At 66.7% G+C, this 20952-nt stretch carries 11 protein-coding genes, 2 tRNA genes and 1 other RNA gene; 5 read left to right on the plus strand and 9 right to left on the minus strand.

Annotated elements, in window-relative coordinates; genetic code table 11:
• Nucleotides 1–6: 6 nt before the first annotated feature.
• Complete coding sequence (gene dnaX, locus V9K93_RS04310) at nt 7–2064, minus strand: DNA polymerase III subunit gamma/tau (RefSeq protein WP_046982808.1); 2058 nt, start codon at nt 2062–2064, stop codon at nt 7–9.
• A 144-nt stretch (nt 2065–2208) separates the two neighbouring features.
• Here dnaX and V9K93_RS04315 point away from each other — a divergent pair.
• A tRNA-Ser gene (locus tag V9K93_RS04315) sits at nt 2209–2301 on the plus strand.
• 472 nt (nt 2302–2773) lie between these two features.
• Here V9K93_RS04315 and V9K93_RS04320 read toward each other — a convergent pair.
• Nucleotides 2774–3628: an isocitrate lyase/PEP mutase family protein gene (locus V9K93_RS04320; RefSeq protein ID WP_337302127.1), complete on the minus strand. Its 855-nt coding sequence runs from the start codon at nt 3626–3628 to the stop codon at nt 2774–2776.
• Nucleotides 3629–3691: 63 nt separating this feature from the next.
• Here V9K93_RS04320 and V9K93_RS04325 point away from each other — a divergent pair, with 63 nt between their 5' ends.
• Complete coding sequence (locus V9K93_RS04325; protein ID WP_046982827.1) at nt 3692–4135, plus strand: GNAT family N-acetyltransferase; 444 nt, start codon at nt 3692–3694, stop codon at nt 4133–4135.
• 55 nt (nt 4136–4190) lie between these two features.
• Here the strand turns inward: V9K93_RS04325 and V9K93_RS04330 are convergent, their stop codons facing one another.
• Together V9K93_RS04330 and V9K93_RS04335 are read right to left on the minus strand one after the other, a co-directional pair.
• Complete coding sequence (locus V9K93_RS04330) at nt 4191–15074, minus strand: autotransporter-associated beta strand repeat-containing protein (protein ID WP_337302128.1); 10884 nt, start codon at nt 15072–15074, stop codon at nt 4191–4193.
• Between the two features lie 358 nt (nt 15075–15432).
• A complete protein-coding gene (locus V9K93_RS04335; protein WP_046982829.1) occupies nt 15433–15750 on the minus strand; it encodes a DMT family transporter in 318 nt (105 codons plus the stop codon).
• A gap of 300 nt (nt 15751–16050) precedes the next feature.
• Here V9K93_RS04335 and ffs point away from each other — a divergent pair.
• Nucleotides 16051–16147, plus strand: an RNA gene (gene ffs, locus V9K93_RS04340) — signal recognition particle sRNA small type.
• Nucleotides 16148–16225: 78 nt separating this feature from the next.
• Here the strand turns inward: ffs and V9K93_RS04345 are convergent.
• The 3 genes from V9K93_RS04345 to V9K93_RS04355 are packed head-to-tail and all read right to left on the minus strand — an operon-like array spanning nt 16226 to nt 18128.
• On the minus strand, nt 16226–16615 hold the full coding sequence (locus tag V9K93_RS04345) for a nuclear transport factor 2 family protein (protein WP_046982830.1): 390 nt from the start codon (nt 16613–16615) through the stop codon (nt 16226–16228).
• Nucleotides 16612–17379 carry an MBL fold metallo-hydrolase gene (locus tag V9K93_RS04350; protein WP_136639930.1) on the minus strand — a complete coding sequence of 256 codons (768 nt, stop codon included), beginning with the start codon at nt 17377–17379 and terminating at the stop codon, nt 16612–16614. Before V9K93_RS04350 ends, V9K93_RS04345 begins: the two co-directional genes overlap by 4 nt.
• Nucleotides 17379–18128 (minus strand): 3-deoxy-D-manno-octulosonic acid kinase, encoded by a 750-nt coding sequence (locus V9K93_RS04355; RefSeq protein WP_046982832.1) that lies wholly within the window; start codon nt 18126–18128, stop codon nt 17379–17381. The genes V9K93_RS04350 and V9K93_RS04355 overlap by 1 nt, the downstream gene beginning before the upstream one ends.
• Before the next feature lie 20 nt (nt 18129–18148).
• On the opposite strand from V9K93_RS04355, the gene V9K93_RS04360 reads away from it, so the two are divergent.
• Nucleotides 18149–19195 carry a glycosyltransferase family 9 protein gene (locus V9K93_RS04360; RefSeq protein WP_046982833.1) on the plus strand — a complete coding sequence of 349 codons (1047 nt, stop codon included), beginning with the start codon at nt 18149–18151 and terminating at the stop codon, nt 19193–19195.
• Nucleotides 19196–19243: 48 nt separating this feature from the next.
• Here the strand turns inward: V9K93_RS04360 and V9K93_RS04365 are convergent, their stop codons facing one another.
• Nucleotides 19244–19648, minus strand: a complete 405-nt coding sequence (locus V9K93_RS04365; RefSeq protein ID WP_046982834.1) for a DUF6165 family protein — start codon at nt 19646–19648, stop codon at nt 19244–19246.
• 308 nt (nt 19649–19956) lie between these two features.
• Nucleotides 19957–20047: transfer RNA gene (locus tag V9K93_RS04370), tRNA-Ser, on the minus strand.
• Nucleotides 20048–20213: 166 nt separating this feature from the next.
• Here V9K93_RS04370 and V9K93_RS04375 point away from each other — a divergent pair.
• The gene (locus tag V9K93_RS04375) at nt 20214–20918 is read left to right on the plus strand and encodes a PP2C family protein-serine/threonine phosphatase (protein WP_046982835.1); all 705 of its coding nucleotides are present in this window, start codon (nt 20214–20216) and stop codon (nt 20916–20918) included.
• Nucleotides 20919–20952: the final 34 nt, after the last annotated feature.

Genomic DNA, 20952 nt, shown 5'->3' on the forward strand with positions numbered 1-20952 from the left:
AGTGTCTTACTCGTCAAAAGAACGGATGGAATCGGAAACAACCCGGGCACCGTGCTGTTGGATCAGCACCTGCACTTCCGGATCGTCCATGAAAACAGCCTCTGCCACCTGCTGCCGCTCGCCACGCTGGCGATCGGCACGCTGGTGCAGGGTCTCGGCCGGAACGTGTTCGGTTTCCACGGTCTCGACCACGATCTTCGGCGCCTGGCCGAGGGCCTTCTCCAGCATCTCGCCCAGCGCAGCCAGCGCGCGCTCCGAGCGCAGGTATTCAAATCCGGGCGAAAGGCCCAGTTTCAAGGTCCCGTGCTGGCAGCTGATGAACGCGGCATTGGCGGCCAACTGCCTCGATGGGCCACTGAGGCCACTGTTGGCGACCAGGTCCAGCCAGTCCTCGGCGCTGGCCAGATCGCTGACACCTTCCAGCGGCGGGGCATCACGCGCCGGCCCCGGCGGTTCGGCCGGCGCGATGGCAATGCCTTCGGCGCGGAACGGACGTTCGGGCTGCGCAGGCTCGCTGGGGACCGCGACGGGAGCCGGCGGCTCATGCCAGGGCGCGACCATCGCCGCATCCGGACCAGCCATCTCGGCCGCCAGCGCCTCGTCACGCGCCCCGGTTTCGTCGGTGGCCCACGGCGGCAGGTCATCACCCGCTTCTGCTTCAGCGGACGGCGGCGCCGCTGCTTCGGCCTTTACCGGCGGCGACGACACGGGCTCTTCCACTGGAACCGGCTCGGGTTCCGGCGTCGGATCCGGCTCCGGTTGCGGGGCCGGCTCAGGTTCGGGTTCAGGCTCGCGCGGCGCAGCCTGCGCCGGAGCGGCCAACTGCGCCACCACGGCCGGGCTTGCCGAAGCGGCGGCAGTCGCCGGCGTCGCTTCATGGGTACCCGCACCGGTGCCGCCACCGGCAGCATTGCCGCCCGACGCATTGCCCGCACCGTCCACCGACTTCGGCACCGGCGGGACCGCCGCGGCCGGGCGGAACGCCAGCATGCGCAGTACGGCCATTTCGAAGCCGGCGCGCGGGCTCGGCGCCAGCGGCAGGTCGCGACGACCATTCAAGGCCATCTGGTACCAGAGCTGCACCACTTCCGGGCGTAGCCGTTCGGCAAAGGCTGTCGCGTCCAGGCCTTCGGCGGCAGCCGCAGCGCCTGGCACCAGCTGCTGCACCTGGATGCGGTGCAGGCCTTCGGCCAGCGCTTCCAGCACGCCACTCCAGTCCGGCGAGAATTCGGCCAGCGCGGCAACCACCTGCAACAGGCGCTGGCCATCGCCCTCGGCCAGTGCGTCGAGCATCGCCGCCACCTGGGTGCGATCAACCGTGCCCAGCATGGTGCGCACCACATCCTCGCGCAGCGCGCCGCCGGCGTAGGCGATCGCCTGGTCCAGCAGCGACAGGCCGTCACGCAGGCTGCCGTCGGCGGCCTTGGCCAGCTGCACGATGGCGCTGCCGTCAGCCTCGATCTCTTCGGCGGCAAGGATGCGGGTCATCTGGCCCTGGATCTGATCCTCGTCCAGTCGCTTGAGGTTGAACTGCAGGCAGCGGCTGAGGACGGTGACCGGCAGCTTCTGCGGGTCGGTGGTGGCCAGCAGGAACTTCACATGCTCCGGCGGCTCCTCCAGCGTCTTCAGCAGCGCGTTGAACGCCGCCTTGGACAGCATGTGCACTTCGTCGATCAGGTAGACCTTGTACTTGCCGCGCGAGGGCATGTACTGCGCGTTCTCGATCACCTCGCGCACGTCATCCACGCCGGTGTTGGAGGCGGCGTCGATTTCCAGCAGGTCGATGTAGCGGCCGGCGTCGATGTCCAGGCAGGCCGCGCACTGGCCGCACGGATCGGCGCTGGTGCCCTGCTCGCAGTTCAGCGACTTGGCGAAGATGCGCGCGATGGTGGTCTTGCCCACGCCGCGGGTGCCGGTGAACAGGAACGCGTGGTGGACCCGGCCGCTGTCCAGCGCGTTGCTGAGCGCACGGACCACGTGTTCCTGGCCCACCAGCTCGGCAAAACGCTTCGGACGCCACTTGCGGGCAAGGACGAGATAGGACATCAGGCCACCGTTTTCCATCGGATGTTCCATTGTGCCATGCCTGTCCAGCCCCCTCGCCTCCGGCGCGTCCTTCGCAGGTTCCTGACTGGGGTGCTTGTGAAGTGCCGCGCAGCCCGCTAGAATCTGCGCCCCTGCTGAGGCGTTTGCCGATGGCAGGGATCCGGAGAGGTGTCCGAGTGGTTGAAGGAGCACGCCTGGAAAGTGTGTAAGCGTCTAAACCGCGCTTCGGGGGTTCGAATCCCCCTCTCTCCGCCAGACAAACGCAAAAGGGCCGCCCACAGGGTGGCCCTTTTGCGTTTGTCTGGCGGATGGGATGGGTGGTGAGAAGCCACGCCGGGGTTCGACGGTTCTGCAGGAGCAGAACCGGACCGCCGCAGGCGGGTCCCGAGGCGCAACGCGCATCGGGATCGGGTGCATGGATGCACCCGACAATCCCCCTCTCTCCGCCAGATAACTGAAAAAGGCTGCCCCCAGGGGCGGCCTTTTTCAGTTATCTGGCGCGGGACGCGAAGTGCGCTGCGCGCGCTTCGCCCCAAACGTTGCGGTGCAACGTTCGGGCCCCTCCCTTCGCCCGCCTCTCCCCGCCCCTGTCGGGGCAGCCCCTCAACAGAGGGGCTTGTTCCTCCAGCTGCATCAGTAGATCCAGACCATGCGTGGATGACTCGGCCCGGTCGAATCGACTATCCGCCCATGCCCCAGCCTCCCGCTGCTCCCGTCCCCAGCACCCTCACCCTTCGCTGAACAGGTGGTTCAAGGCCGCATACCCCGGTGCGCCCTCGGGCATCGCCATCGTGCCGCCGAGAAAATCCGTGGTCGCCGCAACCGTCGCCGCCCATGCGTGCATGAACAACGCGGGCCCTGCACTCAGCCGCCGCACGCCGGCCTGCGACAGCGCAGCAAGCGACGCAATTCCAGGCAGCCACATGAGGTTGAGGGGCAGCGGCACGGCGCTGGCAACCGCATCAGCCTCGTCCAGCGCACGCAGCCCCGGCACAAAGCCGCCGTCGGCACCGGCACGTGCATAGGCCTGCAGCCGATCGATGCTCATCCTGACTGCCTCATCACCTCCGGCCAGGCTGCGCAGATACACATCGGTGCGCGCATTGATGAAAAGCGATCGCCCGCAAAGCGCCGAGCGGATGGCAGTGATCTTGTCCACCAGCGCCGCAGGACTGCCGGCGCCGTCTTCGATGTTGATCCCGACCGCACCCGCCTCCACCAGCCGCAGCACCCGCGCAGCGACCGCATCGGGAACATCGCTGTAGCCGTCCTCGATATCGACCGTGACCGGCAACGAGACCACACGAGCGATTTCGGAAACCCGCTGCAGCAGCGCGGTATCAGGCAGCGCACCGCCATCGGCATAACCGCAGGACCACGCCATCGCAGCACTCGATGTTCCCACCGCGCGAGCGCCCTGCTGCTGGACCAGGCGGGCGCCACCGGCATCCCATACGTTGGGCAGCACGTAAAGATCGGCGCCGTGGTGGAGTTGCACGAAACTGGCGTGAGCGTTGGACATGGAAACTCCTGATGACGGGGACCTGCAGTCTGCCTCCGAACCGGTTTCCGGGCTCGCCATGTTCAGACATCAATGGCACGGACCTCGCGCACAATGTGTCCGCCACCACCCTGACGTTCCTTCATGACACCCCGCCCCTACTGCCGCAGTGACGTAACCGCCTGCCTGTCGATTTTCGACAGCAACGTACCCACCTACTTCGCGCCCGAGGAGCGCAGCGACTTTGAACGCTTCCTGCGTGAGCAGGCAATGGACTGTGCATTCCAGGTCATCGAGCGCGATGGCAGCCTCGTGGCCTGTGGCGGCCTGTCGCGACGCGGTGATGGCAGTGCCGGTTTCTGCTGGGGCATGGTGAAGCGCGCGCTGCACCGGCAGGGGCTGGGGCGCGAACTGGCGCTGGCGCGCCTGCGTCAGGCCGAAACTGATCCAGCCATCAATCGCATCACACTCAGTACCAGCCAGCACACCCAGGGCTTCTACGCCGGTCTGGGCTTCCAGGTGACACGTGTGGTGCCCGATGGCCACGGCGCCGGGATCGACGCCGTGGAAATGGAACGGGTGCTGTAGGCTCCCGCAGCCGGCAGATCCACGCAGGCGTGGATCTGCCGCTGGCACCCCCTGCTCAGAATCCGACGCGCAGGTTGATCTGACCACCAACATCGCGGCGACCATCGCCGTGCTGGCCCTGCACGAACATCGACAGCTGGCTGTTGCGGCCCAGGCCGACCGCCACGCCCAGCTGGCTGACCAGCGCATTGCGTGCCATCACCGCGCTGTACACATCGAACGCGTTGCCACCGACCGCGAAGCGGTTGCGGCTGGCCACGTCGGTATCGCCCGATGCATGCTGCCAGCCGAGGCCGACCGTCAGCTGCGCCGGGAAGCGCTCGCCACTGCCCACGTCCCAGCGCCCACGCACGCCCACGGTGCTGACATTGAGCGTGTCCTTGCCGCCCTCCAGCACCAGCGCAGCACTGCCGCCCTGTTCCACCGCACGATCACTGTCGACCCAGTGCTTGGTGAACTGCACATACGGCTGCAGCTGGGTCCTGCCGCGGGTCCAGGTCCAGCTGCCTTCCATCTGGGCGATGGTCACGTCCGAATCCTGGCGGCTGTACAGGGTCTGGCCCAGCAGCGGCACCTCACGCGTGGTGCGCGTGCGGTAGTCACCGCGCGACGCGCTGCCACCGACCGCGAAGCCGTTGCTCCACTGGCCCTGTGCATACAGGCCGAAGGTGTTGCCACGCAGGCGGGCCCGCGAGCTGCGATCGTACAGGCGCGTATCCAGCCGTTCGTTGCCGGCCGCTGCACCCAGCACCACGTGCTCGCCCAGCTGCCAGTCCACGCCTGCCATCAGCGCATTGCGGTTGGAGCGGATGTCATCGCCGTTGCCGTCACCGTCCTGGCGGAACACCTTGCCACTACCAGCCAGCCAGGCCGACGCGCGCTCGCCGCGCACGGTCGGAAGCTCGCTGCCCAGACGCTGGCGGATGCCTTCTTCCAGGTAGTTGTCATACAGCAGCACCGCACGGCTGGCCGCATGCACTTCACCGGACAGCTGGTCGAACGCCGCGCGCGCGGTACCCGCGTCATACATCAGCAGCGTGTTGTACAGCCCCAGTGCCGAGCCACTCTGCGGCAGGCTGTCCAGCGCTGCAGCGGTGTTGTACTGGTTGCGCGTCTTCGCCGCCGTGGTGAAGGCCGCGGTCTGCGCCACATCGATCTGCAGATTGGCCGTGTTCGCCGTGTAGACCGGAGTGATGGTCAGGAAGGCCGACGGCGTGGTCGCCGAGGCGAACTGCCCGCTTACGCCACCGCCCGCATTGATCACGGTGTACTGCTGGCCCTGCTGGTAGCTGGTGCTCGGCGAAATGGTGTTCACCTGCACGGTGCTGCCACCCACGTTGGCACTGCCACCCACCTGCACCGTGTCGCTGCCGGTGGCACCCAGATCGATGCCCAGCGTGCTGCCCGGCGACAAGGTCAGGTTGCCACCCACCGTGATCGTGCCGGTGCCGTTGCCCGCACCGCTGCCATTGCCCGGGCCATTGCCCGGCGACAGCACGCCGCCGCTGGATACCGTCACGCCACCGCCGGTACCACCGATGGTGCCGGTGCCGGACAGCGTGGTGCCGCTGCCGATGGTCCACTGGCCGCCGATGTTGCCGGTGACATTCAGGCCACCGCCGGTGACCTGGCCGGTGCCGCTGAAACCACCGCTGTTGCCGCCGAGGTTCAGGCCGCCCGGACCTGCCTGCACGATGCTGCCGCCACCGCTGATGGTGCCGCCCAGCGTGGTGGTGCCACCGGTGTTGATGACCAGGCCACCGTTGTTGGTGATGTTGCCGGTGATTGAACCGCTGGCCCCACCGTTGCCCACCTGCACGGTGCCGCCCGCACTGATGGTCGTGCCACCGGTATAGGTGTTGTTCCCGGTAAGCGTAAGGGTGCCGTTGCCAGCCTGGGTCAGGCCACCGCTGCCACTGATGGTGCCACCCACGGTGGTGTTGCCACCCACGTTGAACACCAGGCTGCCGTTGTTGCTGATGTTGCCGGCGACCGATCCGCTCGCGCCGCCGTTGCCAACCTGCAGCGTGCCGCCGGTGTTGATGGTGGTGCCGCCGGTATAGGTGTTGTTACCGCCCAGGATCAGCGTGCCGCTGCCGGCCTGGGTCAGGCCGCCGCTGCCACTGATGGCGCCGCCGACGGTGGTGTTGCCACCCACGTTGAACACCAGGCTGCCGTTGTTGGCCACACTGCCGCCGATCGCACCGGTGGCGCCGCCATTGCCGACCTGCAGGGTACCGCCGGCGTTGATGGTGGTCGGGCCGGTATAGGTGTTGTTGCCGGTCACGGTCAGCGTGCCGCTGCCGGCCTGGGTCAGGCCGCCGCTGCCGCTGATGGTGCCGCCCAGCGTGGTGTTGCCGGCCACGTTCGACAGCAGCGTGCCGTTGTTGGTGATGTCACCCACGATCGAACCGGTCGCACCACCATTGCCCAGCTGCAGCGTGCCGCCGGCATTGATGGTGGTACCGCCGGTGAAGGTGTTGTTGCCGGTCAGCAGCAGCGTACCGCTACCAGCCTGGGTCAGGCCGCCACTGCCGCTGATGGTGCCGCCCAGCGCGGTGTTGCCAGCCACGTTGGAAATCAACGCACCATTGTTGGTGATGTCACCAGCGATGGCGCCGGTCGCACCACCGTTGCCGACCTGCAGCGTGCCGCCGGCATTGATGGTGGTGCCGCCGGAGTAGGTGTTGTTGCCGACCAGGGTCAGCACACCGCTACCCGCCTGGGTCAGGCCACCGCTGCCACTGATCGCGCCGCCGACCGTGGTGTTGCCCGCCACGTCGAAGACCAGGCTGCCGTTGTTGGCGACGTTGCCGGTGATGGCGCCAGCCGCGCCGCCATTGCCGACCTGCAGCGTGCCACCGGCGTTGATGGTGGTGCCGCCGGTATAGGTGTTGTTGCCGGTCAGGGTCAGCGTGCCGGCGCCGGCCTGGGTCAGGCCGCCGCTGCCGCTGATGGTGCCATCCAGCGTGGTGTTGCCGGCCACATTGGATACCAGCGCACCGTTGTTGGTGATGTCACCAACAATCGCACCCGTCGCACCGCCGTTGCCGATCTGCAGCGTACCGCCGGCATTGATGGTGGTGCCGCCGGTATAGGTGTTGTTGCCGGTCAGCACCAGCGTGCCGCTGCCGGCCTGGGTCAGGCCACCGCTGCCACTGACCACGCCGCCCACGGTTGCGGTGCTGCCCAGGTTGTAGACCAGGCTGCCGTTGTTGGTGATGTCGCCCAGCACCGAGCCGGTGCTGCCACCGTTGCCAATCTGCAGCGTGCTGCCACCATTGATGGTGGTGCCGCCCGTATACACATTGTCGCCGCTCAGGGTCAGCGTGCCGGTGCCGCTCTGCACCAGGCCGCCGGTGCCACTGAGCACACCGCCGAAGGTGGTGCTGCCGTTGTTGCCGCCGGTGGTCAGGGTCGCACCGCCCAGCACCACGCTGGATCCGGTCACGCCGGCCAGGCCTCCGATGCTCTGATTGCCACCGGCACTGATGTCCAGCGTACCGGCACCGGCCAGGTTCACCGTGCTCGCACCCGACAGGCTGCCACCGGCCGCCACCGCCAGCGTGCCGCTGTTGATGGTGGTGGTACCGGTATAGGTGCTGGCACCGCCCAGCGTGACCGTTGCTGCGCCATCCTTGAGCAGGCCGCCAGCGCCGCTGATCGGGCCGTTCAAGGTCAGTGCGTTGCTGCCGGCCAGAGTCAACGTGCCGCTGGCCAGCTGCACGGTATTGGCCAGCGTCAGCGCGCTGGTGCCGTCCAGACTGGCGTCGCCACCCACGGTCAGCGTGCCGGTTCCCAGTGCAGCGTTGTCGCCCAAGGCAAGGCCACCGGCGTTGAGTGCCACGCCGCCACTGAACGTGTTCGCGCCGGTCAGGGCCTGCACACCCGCCCCGTTCTTCACCAATCCGCCGGTGCCGGTAATGTCACCAGCGAAGGTGGTGTTGCCCACGCCATTGAGGGTCAGTGTGCTGCCACCCAGCGCGACCGTACTGCCGGCAACACCGGCCAATGATCCGATGCTCTGCGCACCACCGGCAGAAATGTCGAACGCTGTACCGGCATTGGCCAATGTCACCGCGCCATTCGATGCCAGGCTGCCACCGGCGCCAATCGCCAGCGTGCCCGCATTGATGGTGGTGCCTCCGGTGAAGGTATTGGCACCGGTCAGGGTCTGGGTGCCGCTGCCCTCCTTGATCAGCCCACCGGTCCCCCCCACCGAACCACCGAACGTGCCATTGACGGGACCACCAATGGTCAAGGTGTTGCCGCCCAGGTTCACCGTACCGTTGCCGACCAGGGTGCCGAACTGCTGCGTGCCGCTGCCCGCCGACAGGTCGAAGGTCGCCCCCGAAGCCAGGTTGACGATGCCACTGCCATACAGGCTCGCGCCAGCGCCCAATGCCAGCGTACCGGCATTGATGAAGGTGCCACCGGTATAGGTATTGGTACCGTTCAAGGTCAGCGTCGCCGCGCCGTCCTTGCTCAGCGAACCAGTGCCGCTCAGGCTGCCGTTGAGGGTGAGGTTGTTGCTGCCGAGTACAGTCAACCCGTTGTTGAGGATGAAGTTGTTGGCCAGCGTCACCGCGGTGTTCGAATCGAGCGTGGCATTACCCCCCACCGTTACCGCGCCGGTGCCCAGTGCAGCATTGTTGCCGACCACCAGGCCACCGGCATTGAGCGTTACGCCACCACTGAAGGTGCTCGCACCATTGAGCGTCTGCACGCCAGCGCCGTTCTTGATCAGACCACCGTTGCCGCTGATCGCGCCATTGAAGGTGCTGTCCACCGTGCCGCCCAGGCTCAATGAGCTGCCACCGAGGGCCACGGTGCTGCCGGCCACACCTGCAAGCGAGCCGATGCTCTGGTTGCCGGCCGAAATGTCGAGGGTGCCGGAACCGGCCAGGTTCACCGCACCGGTCGACGCCAGGCTGCCACCAGCACCGATGGCCAGCGTGCCGCTGTTGATGGTGGTGCCTCCGGTGTAGGTATTCGCACCGGTCAGGGTCACGGTAGCCGCACCGTTCTTGATCAGGCCACCGGTACCCGAAATCACACCGCCCAGTGTCAGCGCCTGGCTGCCGAGCAGGTCGAGGTTGACGCCCGCTGCAAGCCCGATGTTGTTGGCCAGGCTGACGCCTGTCGTTGCATCCAGCGTCGCGTTGCCGCCCACCGTCAGCGCACCAGTGCCGAGCGCGGCGTTGTTGCCGACCATCAGGCCACCGCCGTTGAGTGCAACGCCACCACTGAACAGATTGGCGCCACCCAGCGTGAGGATGCCGGCGCCATTCTTGACCAGGCCGCCGGTGCCGGAAATCGCACCGTCGAACACGCTGTTGCCGATGCCGCCGAGGATCAGCGACTGCGCGCCCAGGCTGACCGTGGAGCCGCTCACGCCGGCCAGCGAACCAATCGTCTGGCTGGCGCCGGACGCCGAGATGTCGAAGCCGGTTCCCGCCGCAGTGAGCGTCACCGCCCCGTCCGCAGCCAGGCTGCCACCCGGACCAATCGCCAGCGTGCCGGCGTTGATGAAGGTGCCGCCGGTATAGGTATTGGTGCCGGTCAGCGTTTCAATGCCCGAACCGACCTTGGTCAGGCCACCCGTGCCTGCGATCGAGCCACTGAACGTGCCATTGGTGGCACCGCCGACTTCGATCGAGTTGGCACCAAGGTTCACCGTACCGTTGCCGACCAGCGTACCGAACACCTGCGTGCCGCTGCCGGCAGACAGATCCAGCGTGGCACCGGTGGCGAGGTTGACGGTACCACTCGCCGCCAGGCTGGCACCGGCACCCAGCGCCAGCGTGCCGGCATTGATGTTGGTGCCACCGGTGTAGGTGTTGATGCCGTTCAAGGTCAGCGTCGCGACGCCATTCTTGGTCAGGCTGCCAGCCCCGGAAAGGACACCGTTGAGTGTCAGCGCATTGCTGCCGAGCACGGTCAGCCCGGCATTGAGCGCGATGTTGTTGGCCAGCGTTGCCAGGCCGGTGGTGTCCAGCGTGGCGGCACCGCCGACGGTCAATGCACCGGTACCCAGCGCCGCATCATTGCCGAGCACCAGCCCGCCTGCGTTGAGCGTCACGCCGCCGCCAAACGTGTTGGCACCGGACAACGTCTGCACACCCGCGCCCACTTTGACCAGACCGCCGCCGCCACTGATCACGCCATCGAACGCGGCGTTCGTCGCTGTGCCGAAGGTCAGCGAGTTTGCGCCCAGCCCCAGCGTGCTTCCACCCGCACCGTTGAGCGCACCGATGGTCTGGCTGCCACCGGCACCGGAGATATCGAAGCCAGCGCCTGCGCCCAGCGTGACATCACCCGCTGCGGCAAGGCTGCCACCCGCCCCCAGCGCCAGTGTGCCGGCGTTGATGGTGGCACCTCCTGTGTAGGTATTGATACCGGACAGCGTCAACGTGGTGGCACCGTTCTTGATCAGACTGCCATTGCCGTCGATCACACCCGACAGCGTCAACGCATTGCTGCCCGGCAATGTCAGTGCAACGCCCGAGCCCAGCGTGACTGCATTGCCCAGTGTCACCGCGGCGCCTGCATCCAGCGTGGTACTGGCATTCACCGCCAGCGCGCCGGAACCGAGTGCGCCGTTCGCACCGACCACCAGGCCACCACCGTTCAAGGTCAGGCCACCACCGAAGGTATTGGTGTTGTTGAGCGTCAGCAGGCCCGGACCGTTCTTGACCAGGCTGCCGCCACCGGCCAGCACGCCCGCCAGGCTGAGGTCATTGCTGCCTCCCAGCGTCAGCTGCGAACCCGCGCCGAAGTTCACCGCATTGGCCAGATCCAGCGCAGCCGTCGTGTCCAGGCTGACGTTGCCGCCAATGCCCAGCGCCCCCGTACCCAACGCCCCGGCATTGCCGAGGATCAGGCCGCCGGCATCGAGCGCGACGCCGCCACTGAAGGTATTGGCTCCGGACAGCGTCTGCACGCCCGCGCCAGCCTTGATCAATCCACCACTGCCATCGATGAGACCGGCAAAGCTGCCGTTGCCGGCGCCGCCGAAGGTCAGCGTCTGCGTGCCCAGCGCCACATGGCTGCCGGCGATGCCGTTCAATGCACCGATGGTCTGCCCTGCACCCGCCGCGGAGATGTCCAGCGTCGCGCCGGCACCGGCAAGGTCCACCGCACCGGCGGCGGCAAGACTGCCTCCCGCGCCGAGCGCCAGCGTACCGGCGTTGACCGTAGCGCCACCGAGGAAGGTATTGGCACCGGACAGGGTCAGCGTCGAGGCGCCGTTCTTGATCAGGCCACCGGTTCCCCCCAACACGCCGCTCAGGGTGAGATTGTTGCTGCCCGGCAGGGTCAGCGTGTTGGCGCCCAGGTTCACTGCATTGACCAGCGAAACCGGCGCACTCGCATCCAGCGAAACATTGCCGCCGATGTTCAGCGCACCGGTACCCAGTGCACCGCTGGCGCCAACCGACAGGCCGCCCGCGTTCAGCGCCAGGCCACCACTGAAGGTGTTGCTGTTGTTCAACGACAGCACGCCAGTGCCGGTCTTGATCAGGCCACCGGTGCCGGTGATCAGTCCGCCCAGAGCAACATTCTCATTGCTGGTCAGGCTCAGTTGCGCACCGGCGTCGAGATCGATGGCATTGCCCAGGTTCAATGCCACCGTGCTGCCCAGGGTCGCGTTCGCGCCCACGGCAAGCAACCCGGTTCCCAGTGCGCCAGCGTTGCCCAGCATCAGGCCACCGCCGTTGAGCGTCAGCCCACCGGCGAAGTTGTTGGCGCCGTTGAGCGTGAGCGTGCTGGCGCCGTTCTTGACCAGGCCACCGGCTCCGGAAACCACCCCGCCGAGCGTGATCGCCTGCGAACCCGGCAGCGACAGCACAGCCCCGCTGCCCAGGGTCACATTGTTGGCCAGGCTCAGCGCCGCGCTGCCGTCAAGCGACGCACTGCCACTCACGTTCAGGGCACCAGTGCCAAGCGCGCCGCCATTGCCAAGCAACAAGCCGCCCGCGTTGAGATTCAGTCCCCCGCTGAAAGTGTTGGTGCCATTCAAGGTCAGCAGCGAGGCACCGTTCTTGGTCAGGCTGCCGGTGCCGGTGATGTTGCCGCCCAACGTGAGGTTCTGGCTGCCCGGCAGGGTCAGCGCCGCACTCAGGTTGATGGCATTGCCGAGGTTCAGTGCGGCCGAGCCATCGAGCGTACCGTTTCCACTGACCGTCAACGCACCGCTGCCGATCGCACTGTTGTTGCCCAGCAGCAGGCCGCCCGCCGCCAGATTCACGCCCCCACTGAAGGTGTTGGCGCCGCTCAGCGTCTGGATGCCCGTGCCCTGCTTGACCAGGCCGCCGGTACCGCCGATCACGCCCGCGAACGTCTGGTTGGTGGCATCACCGAAGGTGAGCGTGCTGCTGCCCAGCGTCACCGTGCTGCCGGCGATACCGGACAGCGCGCCGATGGTCTGGTTGCCGCCGAGCGAGATGTCCAGGTCCGCGCCAACGCCGGTCAGGTTGACCGCACCACCGGCCGCCAGGCTTCCGCCGCTGCCCACCGCGACCTTGCCGGCATTGATCGCCAGACCGCCGGTGAAGGTATTCGCGCCGCCCAGCGTCAGCGTGGCAGCACCGTTCTTGACCAGGCTGCCGGTACCACCGATGGAGCCGCCCAGCGTCAGTGCATTGCTGCCCAGTACATTGAGCAGGCCACCTGCACCGAGGTTGATGCCATTGCCCACGCTCAGCGCCGCGCTGGCATCGAGCGTTGTCACACCGCCAACATTCAACGTGCCGGTTCCGAGCGCGCCGGCATTGCCCAGGACCAGGCCACCGGCATTGAGCCCCAGCCCACCACCAAAGGTATTTGCACCGTTGAGTGTCAGCGTGGTCGCCCCATTCTTGACCAGGCTGCCGGTGCCCCCGATCACGCCGTTGAACGTCAGCGCCTGGTTGCCGGGCAGATTGAGGATGCTGCCCGCACCCAGGTTGACCGCGTTGGCCAGTGCAAGCGCTCCCGTGGTTCCATCGAGCGTCACGTTGCCGCCGACGCTGAGTGCACCGCTGCCCAGCGCAGCAGCATTGCCCAGCAGCAGGCCGCCGCCGTTTAGCGCGACGCCACCGGTGAAGGTATTGGCACCAGACAGGGTCTGGGTACCCGTACCGACCTTGACCAGCGCGCCACCGACACCGCCGATGACGCCGGAGAAGCTGGTGCTGGTGTTCAGGCCACCAAGGGTGAGGCTGTGCGCGCCGAGGTTGAGCGCACCGGATCCGGCGAGTGAGCCGATGGTCTGGCTGGCCGCAACCGAGAGATCGAGGTTGGTCCCTGCGCTCAGCGAGATCGCACTTGTCGGCGACAGGCTGCCACCGGCGCCCAATGCCAGCGCACCACCGGTGACCGAGAAGGAGCCCGTGAGCAGGTTGGCACCATTCAAGGTGAGCGTACCCGGCCCCGCCTTGACCAGGTTGCCGGCGCCGGAGATCGAACCGTTGAGGCCGAGACTGTTGTTGCCGAGCAGGTTGAGCGTGCCGCCCCCGCTGACGATCAGGTTGTTGCTCAGGTTGAACGCGGCGGTGGTGTCCAGCGACGCCAGACCACCCACGGTGAGGGTGCCTGAGCCGAGAGCACCCGCATTGCCCAGCAGCAGGCCACCGGCATTGAGGTTGACGCCGCCGGAGAACAGGTTCGCGCCGCCGAGGGTGACGATGCCGGTGTTGTTGACCGCCAGGCCGCCAGCGCCTGAAAGCACGCCCCCCAGGCCGAACGCATTGGTTCCGCCGAGGGAAAGGTTGCCGCCAAGGTTGAAGGCGTTGGTCAGGTTCAGGCCCGCCGTGGAGGCGGCAATGGCACCGCCGTTGGCCGTGAACAGCCCGGTGCCGAAGGAGGCAGCATTGTTGAAATTGACCAGACCGTCATTGAGCGTCGTGGGCCCGGTTCCGGTCCAGGCTCCCTGCAGGTTCCATGTACCGCTGTTGACGGTCAGCCGCTGGAAGTTGAGGTACTGGTTCCAGCCCAGCGTGGTCTGCGCCCCGCCGGTGCCGGAGCCTGGGCCGGTCGGGCTGTTCTGCAGCACCAGCGTGTTGTTGGCTGCACCAGTACCGACACCTGCGTTGACCGTACCGGCCGCTGCCAGCGAGACCGAGATACCGCCCAGCACATCGATGCCCGCCGACGCCCCGGTCCCAGTTGCCACATTGGACCCGGACACGGCGGTAAAGATATTCCCCAACGTGGAATCGCCGAGGTAGACGCTGCCGGTGATCGTGCCGCTGTTGGTCACCGAATTGCCTGCCGCCGATCCGGCGAGACCGACCCGCCCGGTAATCCCTCCGGTATTGCTCAGAACCGTTCGCGCGCCGCCGTAGCTGACGATGGCCGGCGCATCGGCCGTACCGATTCCGCCCAGCAGGAAATTCATGTTGACGGTGCCGGCGTTGTTGATCGTGGTGACGCCACTTGCGCCATTCTGCACGGACAGCGCACGCCCACTCGCACCCAACAGGGCGGCGACATCGATGAAGCCCTGCAGGGTGCCGGTCGAAGTGTTGTCGACGGTGATCGTCTGGCCACTCGCATTGCCCAGCACCGCGCCGGAGGCGGCAAAAATACCTACGCTGGTACCGATCGTGCCGTTGTTGGTGAGCTGGATGCCGTTACCGCTCAACGTCATCGAGTTGCCCAGGCCGGCAGTGCTTCCTACATTCGCGCCGGCCGCCACGGTTACATTGACACCATTGGTGGCATCCGCGAAGTTGTTGGTGGTACCCGTGCAGTTGATATTCGGTCCCGGTGTCGAGCAAGCCGCGAACGCCGAACCACTGGCCAGCGTGGCAGCCAATGCCACCGCCAACTGGTGCGCCCGCAATCGCGGCACCCGCCCTGCGCAGACCGCGCTTCCGCCGGGATTCTGGGCGACCTCCGAAGCAACCTGCATTACGCCGAGGGCACGATTGAAAACCAGACGGTAAATGCGGTTCATCGGTAAATCTCCATGAAAAGACCGGATGGCACTGCAGGCAGGTTCTTTTGAAGACAATGCGGCCCACCCCGGTTCCCGACATGGAAACAAGGCCTGGCTTCATTAACTTCTGAAAATCTTCACATCTTCACGCGACCGCACCTGGAACAGGCAGGCCAACGTGTCCGTCAAGGCGAAAACTCCCCGATTTCGGATGACGAATGGCGGCACTGTGCGGCCGATGGCGCCAGCGGCATGTGAATCACGCTCGTTATTTTCATGACGCACGTCAAATAAAACGGGCGGACAAAATGGTTTTGCCGAAAATGCATATACCTGCAGCAGGCGGAGATTCCTTCCTCCGCCCAACTAAATGCATTCAGCTGCTCGAGAGTTTCATCAGCACCAGGCCGGAAACGATCAGCAGCGCCGCACCGATCCGCATCGGGCTGACCTGCTCGCCAAGGAACACGATGCCGACCACGAAGGCGCCAACCGCCCCGATGCCCGTCCAGATCGTATAAGCGGTACCCAGCGGCAGGCTGCGCATGGCCACCGCAAGCAGCCAGAAGCTGGCGATCATGCCGATGATGGTGACGACGGTAGGGGTGAGCCTGGTGAAGCCTTCAGACTGCTTCATGGACACGGCCCAGACGATTTCCAGCAGGCCGGCGAACAACAGATAGATCCAGGCCATGACAGCCCTCCTCTTGGTAGGGCCAGGCCGTCCTGGTCATTGATTCCCGATGTGGGGGAGGTCGTTCCTCCTGGCCGGCATTCTAGCAACGCCGGTTGGCCCGGGCCGTTGCCTGCGGTCAGGGGTTACAGCTGATTCAGCGCATGAAGCTGGCGCCGGCGTGCATGCCTGGGCTAGAATACGCGCCTGCCATCGGCCAGCCGATGCGCAGTCCGGCTGTGGTCTCCGGCGCGACGCGCGCTGCTTCCCCTGATCCGCGAACTGGCCGCCTTCTGGGCGGCCAACGTCTCTATGGTGGCCCCGTCGGCCCCTCGCGACGCTAGGTCGAAAATCCCGCCAGGGCCGGAAGGCAGCAACGGTATCGATCGACGCGGGCGCCGAGGTCAGCCGGCGGGGCCACCGCCTTTTCGGGCGCTGCCCCACTTCTGGTGGCTGCCAACCTTGGTTGGCGCTCTTCGCCGGGCATGGCCCGGCGCTAACGTGCTTCAGGCGTGCCCTGGTGGAACACCACCCGCCATCCCTGCGCGTGCCGTCGCCACAGCGAACTGCGCAACACCCAGCCCTGGGCCTGGCCATCAACGTGGTAGCGGCTGCGGTAGCGCACCTGTGCCAGGCCGTCGGACAGCAGCCACACGGCATAGTCGCCCGATTCAATCTCAACCTCCGCCCGCTCCTGCGGAATCTCCTGCAGCGCAGCGGCACGCCCATAACAGCGGCCGGAACTGCCGATCTCGCTGAAATCCTCGTCCAGCAGCGCCTCCAGGCGCTCGCGGTCACCGCGCACCTGTGGCCCGTGCAGGGCGCGCTCCAGCGCCTCCAGTGCGGCAGCCAGCGCCGCATCGGCGGGCCGGCCGGCAGCGCTCACGGCGGGTCCTGGGCCAGGACGTGCGGGGCGGTCGGATTGGCCAGCGGCACGCACTGCCCTGGCTGGGCCACACGGTGTCCACGCGCGGCCAGCGCCTGGCCGTCGGCTTTGCTGGCGTAGTGATAGAGCATCATCCGCGCCTGCAGTTCAGCGCTGTACTCGCGCTCCAGATCATCCACGCCGGTATGCGACGGGTTGCCGTGCAGGCCACAGTCGTGGGCGATCAGCTCATTGTCATCGGCGAAGCGGGCGAGCATTTCCGGAATCGGCCGGGTATCGCCGCTCCAGGTCAGCGCACCCTGCAGGCGCAGGCCATAGGCAGTCTCCGGCCAGTGGTGGCGCACCGGAAACACTTCCAGCCGCACGCCCTCGTGCCAGAACGCATCGCCCACCACGATCAGCTGGAACGCGTCCCAGAAGTTGGCGCCGCCCTCGGCCAGCACGTTCGGGTAATCGCCGATGCGCTTGTGCAGGAGCGGCACCACCGTCGCCGGCACGTACAGGCGCACCTTGCCGCGCCGCTGCCCACTGAAGAAGGTGTCGACGAACAACCGTTCGAAGCCGGCCACGTGATCCAGGTGCACATGGGTGACGAACAGCGCCTGCGGCATGTGCCCGTAGTGGCCCTTGAACGCGGTCAGGCCCTCACCACCACAATCGATGGTCAGCCACGGCCTCCCCTCGCGCTCGATCACCGACATCGGCGAGCCCAGCTCGACCGCCGACGCATTGCCGACGCCGAGGAAACGCAACGACCAGTCCATCAGGTGCCCCGGTTCCAGGCCATGTCATAGGCGCGGCGCAGCCGCATGTAGTCCTTCTGCACGTCTTCCATGCTGCGCTCGCCGCGCAGCTTGACCAGCGAGCGCAGCAGGCGCTTCAGATTGCGCTCGCGCCAGGCGGTGGCCGGGATGCGGATCACCCCGCGGTCGAAGTCGATCAACCAGCCATGACCATTGCCATCGAACAGGATGTTGTGCGCATTGAGGTCGGCATGATCCAGCCCGGCCCGGTGAAAGCGGGCGATCAATCGCCCGGTTTCTTCCCAAGGCGCTCCACGGCCGGCAACCAGCGCGCGATCGGCCAGCGAGCGCACGCCCTCGATCCGCTCCATCAGGATCGCCGCCCGGTAGCGCAGGCCCTCGCGCATGTAGAACGCCGCCAGGGGCCGGGGTACCGGCAGCTTCTTCTCGCGCAATGCGCGCATCAGCCGGAATTCGGCGAAGCTGCGGGTCCGATCGGCGCCGCGCCAGAGGTACTGGTCATGGCTGATTTTCGCCGCCAGGCCGCCGCGCAGGTAGTGGCGCAGGACGCTGGTACCGAACGGCGCATCGATGAACCAGGCGCTTCCACGGCCACCCTCGCCGACCGGCCGGGCCTTGCTGCCCCAGTGCTGGGGCGAGAACAGGTCGGCCTCGGCTTGCCGCAGCCGCTCGCGGTCGAACAGAATGGCCCCGATGCCGCGACCCTCGCGGCATGGCGTCAGCGCTTCATTGGCGTCGAATGCGACCATTTCTTTGAGTCTAACAACACATGGCATCAGCGTCCTCCTCATTGTGCCTCCTGCGCCTGTCCGCACTCGGCGATGTCACCCACGTGGTGCCCTTGGTGCGCACGCTGCAGGCTGCGCGGCCGGACACGCCGATCCACTGGATCATCGACAAGGCCGGTCACAAGCTCCTCGAGGGCCTGCCCGGCGTGACCTTCCATGCCTATGACAAGAAGAGCGGCATGGCCGGCGTCAAGGAGCTGCGCAAGCAGCTGCCGCCGGGTCGCTTCGAGGCACTGCTGCAGATGCAGGTCGCGTTCCGCGCCAACCTGCTGTCGGCGTTCATTCCGGCCGAACGCCGCATCGGCTATGACCGCAGCCGCTCCAAGGACCTGCATGGTCTCTTCATCAACGAACGCATTCCCGACCGCCCCGGCATCCACGTGCTCGACGCCATTGGCAGCTTCTGCGAGCCGATGGGCCTGCGCCAGACGGAGGTCAGCTGGGACCTGGCCGTGCCGCCGGCGGCCTCTGAGTGGGCCGCCGCGCAGTGGAAGGACGATGGCCGTCCGGTGCTGATGATCTCGCCGTGCTCCAGCCACGTGCGCCGCAACTGGTACGCCGACCGCTATGCCGCCGTTGCCAGCCACGCCGCACAGCGTGGCTGGAAGGTCGTGTTGTGTGGCGGCCGCAGCGAACTGGAGCGCAGCATGGCCGACGCCATCCTGGCGCAGTTGGATACACCGGCGCTGGACCTGGTCGGCAAGGACACGCTCAAGCAGCTGCCTGCCCTGCTTGCCCGCGCCAACCTGGTGATGACCCCGGATTCGGGCCCGATGCACATCGCCAATGCCATGGGTGCCAAGGTGCTGGGCCTGCACGCGGCCAGCAACCCGCACCGCAGCGGCCCCTACTCGGACCGCCGCTACTGCGTGGACCGCTACGACGACGCCGCGCGCAAGTATCTGGGCAAGCAGGCTGCCGACCTGAAGTGGGGCACCAAGATCGAGTTCGATGACGTGATGGAACTGATCAGCGTCGAAGACGGTATCGCTGCGTTCGAACGCTACGTCGCCGACCACCTGGGGTGAGCGGCAGTCGCCATCCACGCATGGCGTGGATCTCCCCTTTGGCCGGGATTACGCGCGCTGCGCGTAATCCTGGTACGACTTCTCTTCCACGTACGCCGAACCGAGCGCCAGGTTGATCGCCTTCTTGATGCGCGCGCGCTCATCGTTGCGCAGGTAGACGCTGCGCGCCAGGTCGATGAAGCCCTGGTCGAACGCCTGCGCCTTCTCCTTCAGGCGGATGTCGTCCTCGATATCCCACAGCTGCTCGTTGACCGCCTTCAGCTCGGCACGCAGCTTGGCGATGTCCTTCACCGCCGCCGGGTGCGCCATCCAGGTCTGCTCCAGCGCCGACAGCTCCTTGCGCACGTTGGCCAGCTTGCCTTCGTCGCTGATGCGCTCGGACTTGATCTGCAGGATCGAGATCTTGTCCAGCAACTCGCCGAAAGAAACGGGGACGAGGATTTCAGCGGTCATGGGGAAAGCTCCAGCAGGTGAGGCAGGCAGTTTAACTCGCAGCTCGCGATGGAATGGGTAGATCCACGCCATGCGTGGATGGTTCAGCTCGGCAGGAAGAGCATCCACGCATGGCGTGGATGTACAGATGCATCTGGAGCAACAAGCCCCTCTGTTGAGAGGCTGCCCCGACAGGGGCGGGGAGAGGCAGGCAAAGGGAGGGGCCCATAGGTTACGCAGCAACGTGTGGGGCGACGCGCAAAGCGCGTCGCGTCCCGCGCCAGATAAAAGAAAAAGGGCCGCCTTTCGGCAGCCCTTTTTCTTTTATCTGGCGGAGAGGGGGGGATTCGAACCCCCGAGGCGCTATAAACGCCTGCCTGATTTCGAGTCAGGTACATTCAACCACTCTGCCACCTCTCCGGGTGGTCCCCGGCGGACCGGGGACGCGCATCATACGAGGAAGTGAGGCCGACGACAAGTCATTACGAACAACCCGATGAAAATTTCCCGGGTGCATGCCTTGCCGGATCCCGGCCACCACCCGATGATGCCCGTCTCCCCCGCAATACCGCGCCCGTTGCCCACCATGATCGAATTCGGACATCTCACCCATCCCGGCATGCGCCGCGAGCTCAACGAGGACACCTACTACGGTGACAGCGAGCTCGGCCTTTGGCTGGTGGCTGATGGCATGGGCGGGCACGCCTGCGGCGAGGTCGCCAGCGCGCTGGCACGCGAGGCCATCGTGCGCGAGATCCGTCGCGGGGCACCGCTGGCGCAGGCCATCCGTACTGCCGATGAAGAGATCATCCGCGCCTCGCGCCGCCGCAACGACACCCTGCCGATGGGCACCACCGTGGTTGCCGCACGCGTGCACGGCAACCGCTATGAAGTGGCGTGGGTCGGCGACAGCCGTGCCTACCTGTGGCGCGACGGCCAGCTGGCCCAGCTCAGCCAGGACCACAGCGTAGTGCAGGAACTGGTCACCCAGGGCAATCTCACCGCCGAACAGGCGCGTGCGCATCCGCACCGCAACGTCGTCACCCAGGCACTGGGCGTGACCGATCCAGCGCATCTGAACGTGGCCACCACCAGCGGCGAACTGCGCCCGGGCATGCAATTGCTCCTGTGCAGTGACGGCCTCACCGAGGAAGTGGACGACCGCGGCATTGCCCGCACCCTCGCCTTCGAGGATGCCAGCGCGCAGGAATGCGTGGATACGCTGGTCGCGGCCGCGCTCGATGGCGGTGGCCGCGACAACATCAGCGTGATCCTGGTGCGCTGCCACTAACCGGTAGATCCACGCCACGCGTGGATACGGCGCT

Source organism: Stenotrophomonas sp. CCNWLW162 (assembly GCF_037203745.1).
Taxonomy (GTDB): Bacteria; Pseudomonadota; Gammaproteobacteria; order Xanthomonadales; family Xanthomonadaceae; genus Stenotrophomonas; species Stenotrophomonas maltophilia_AQ.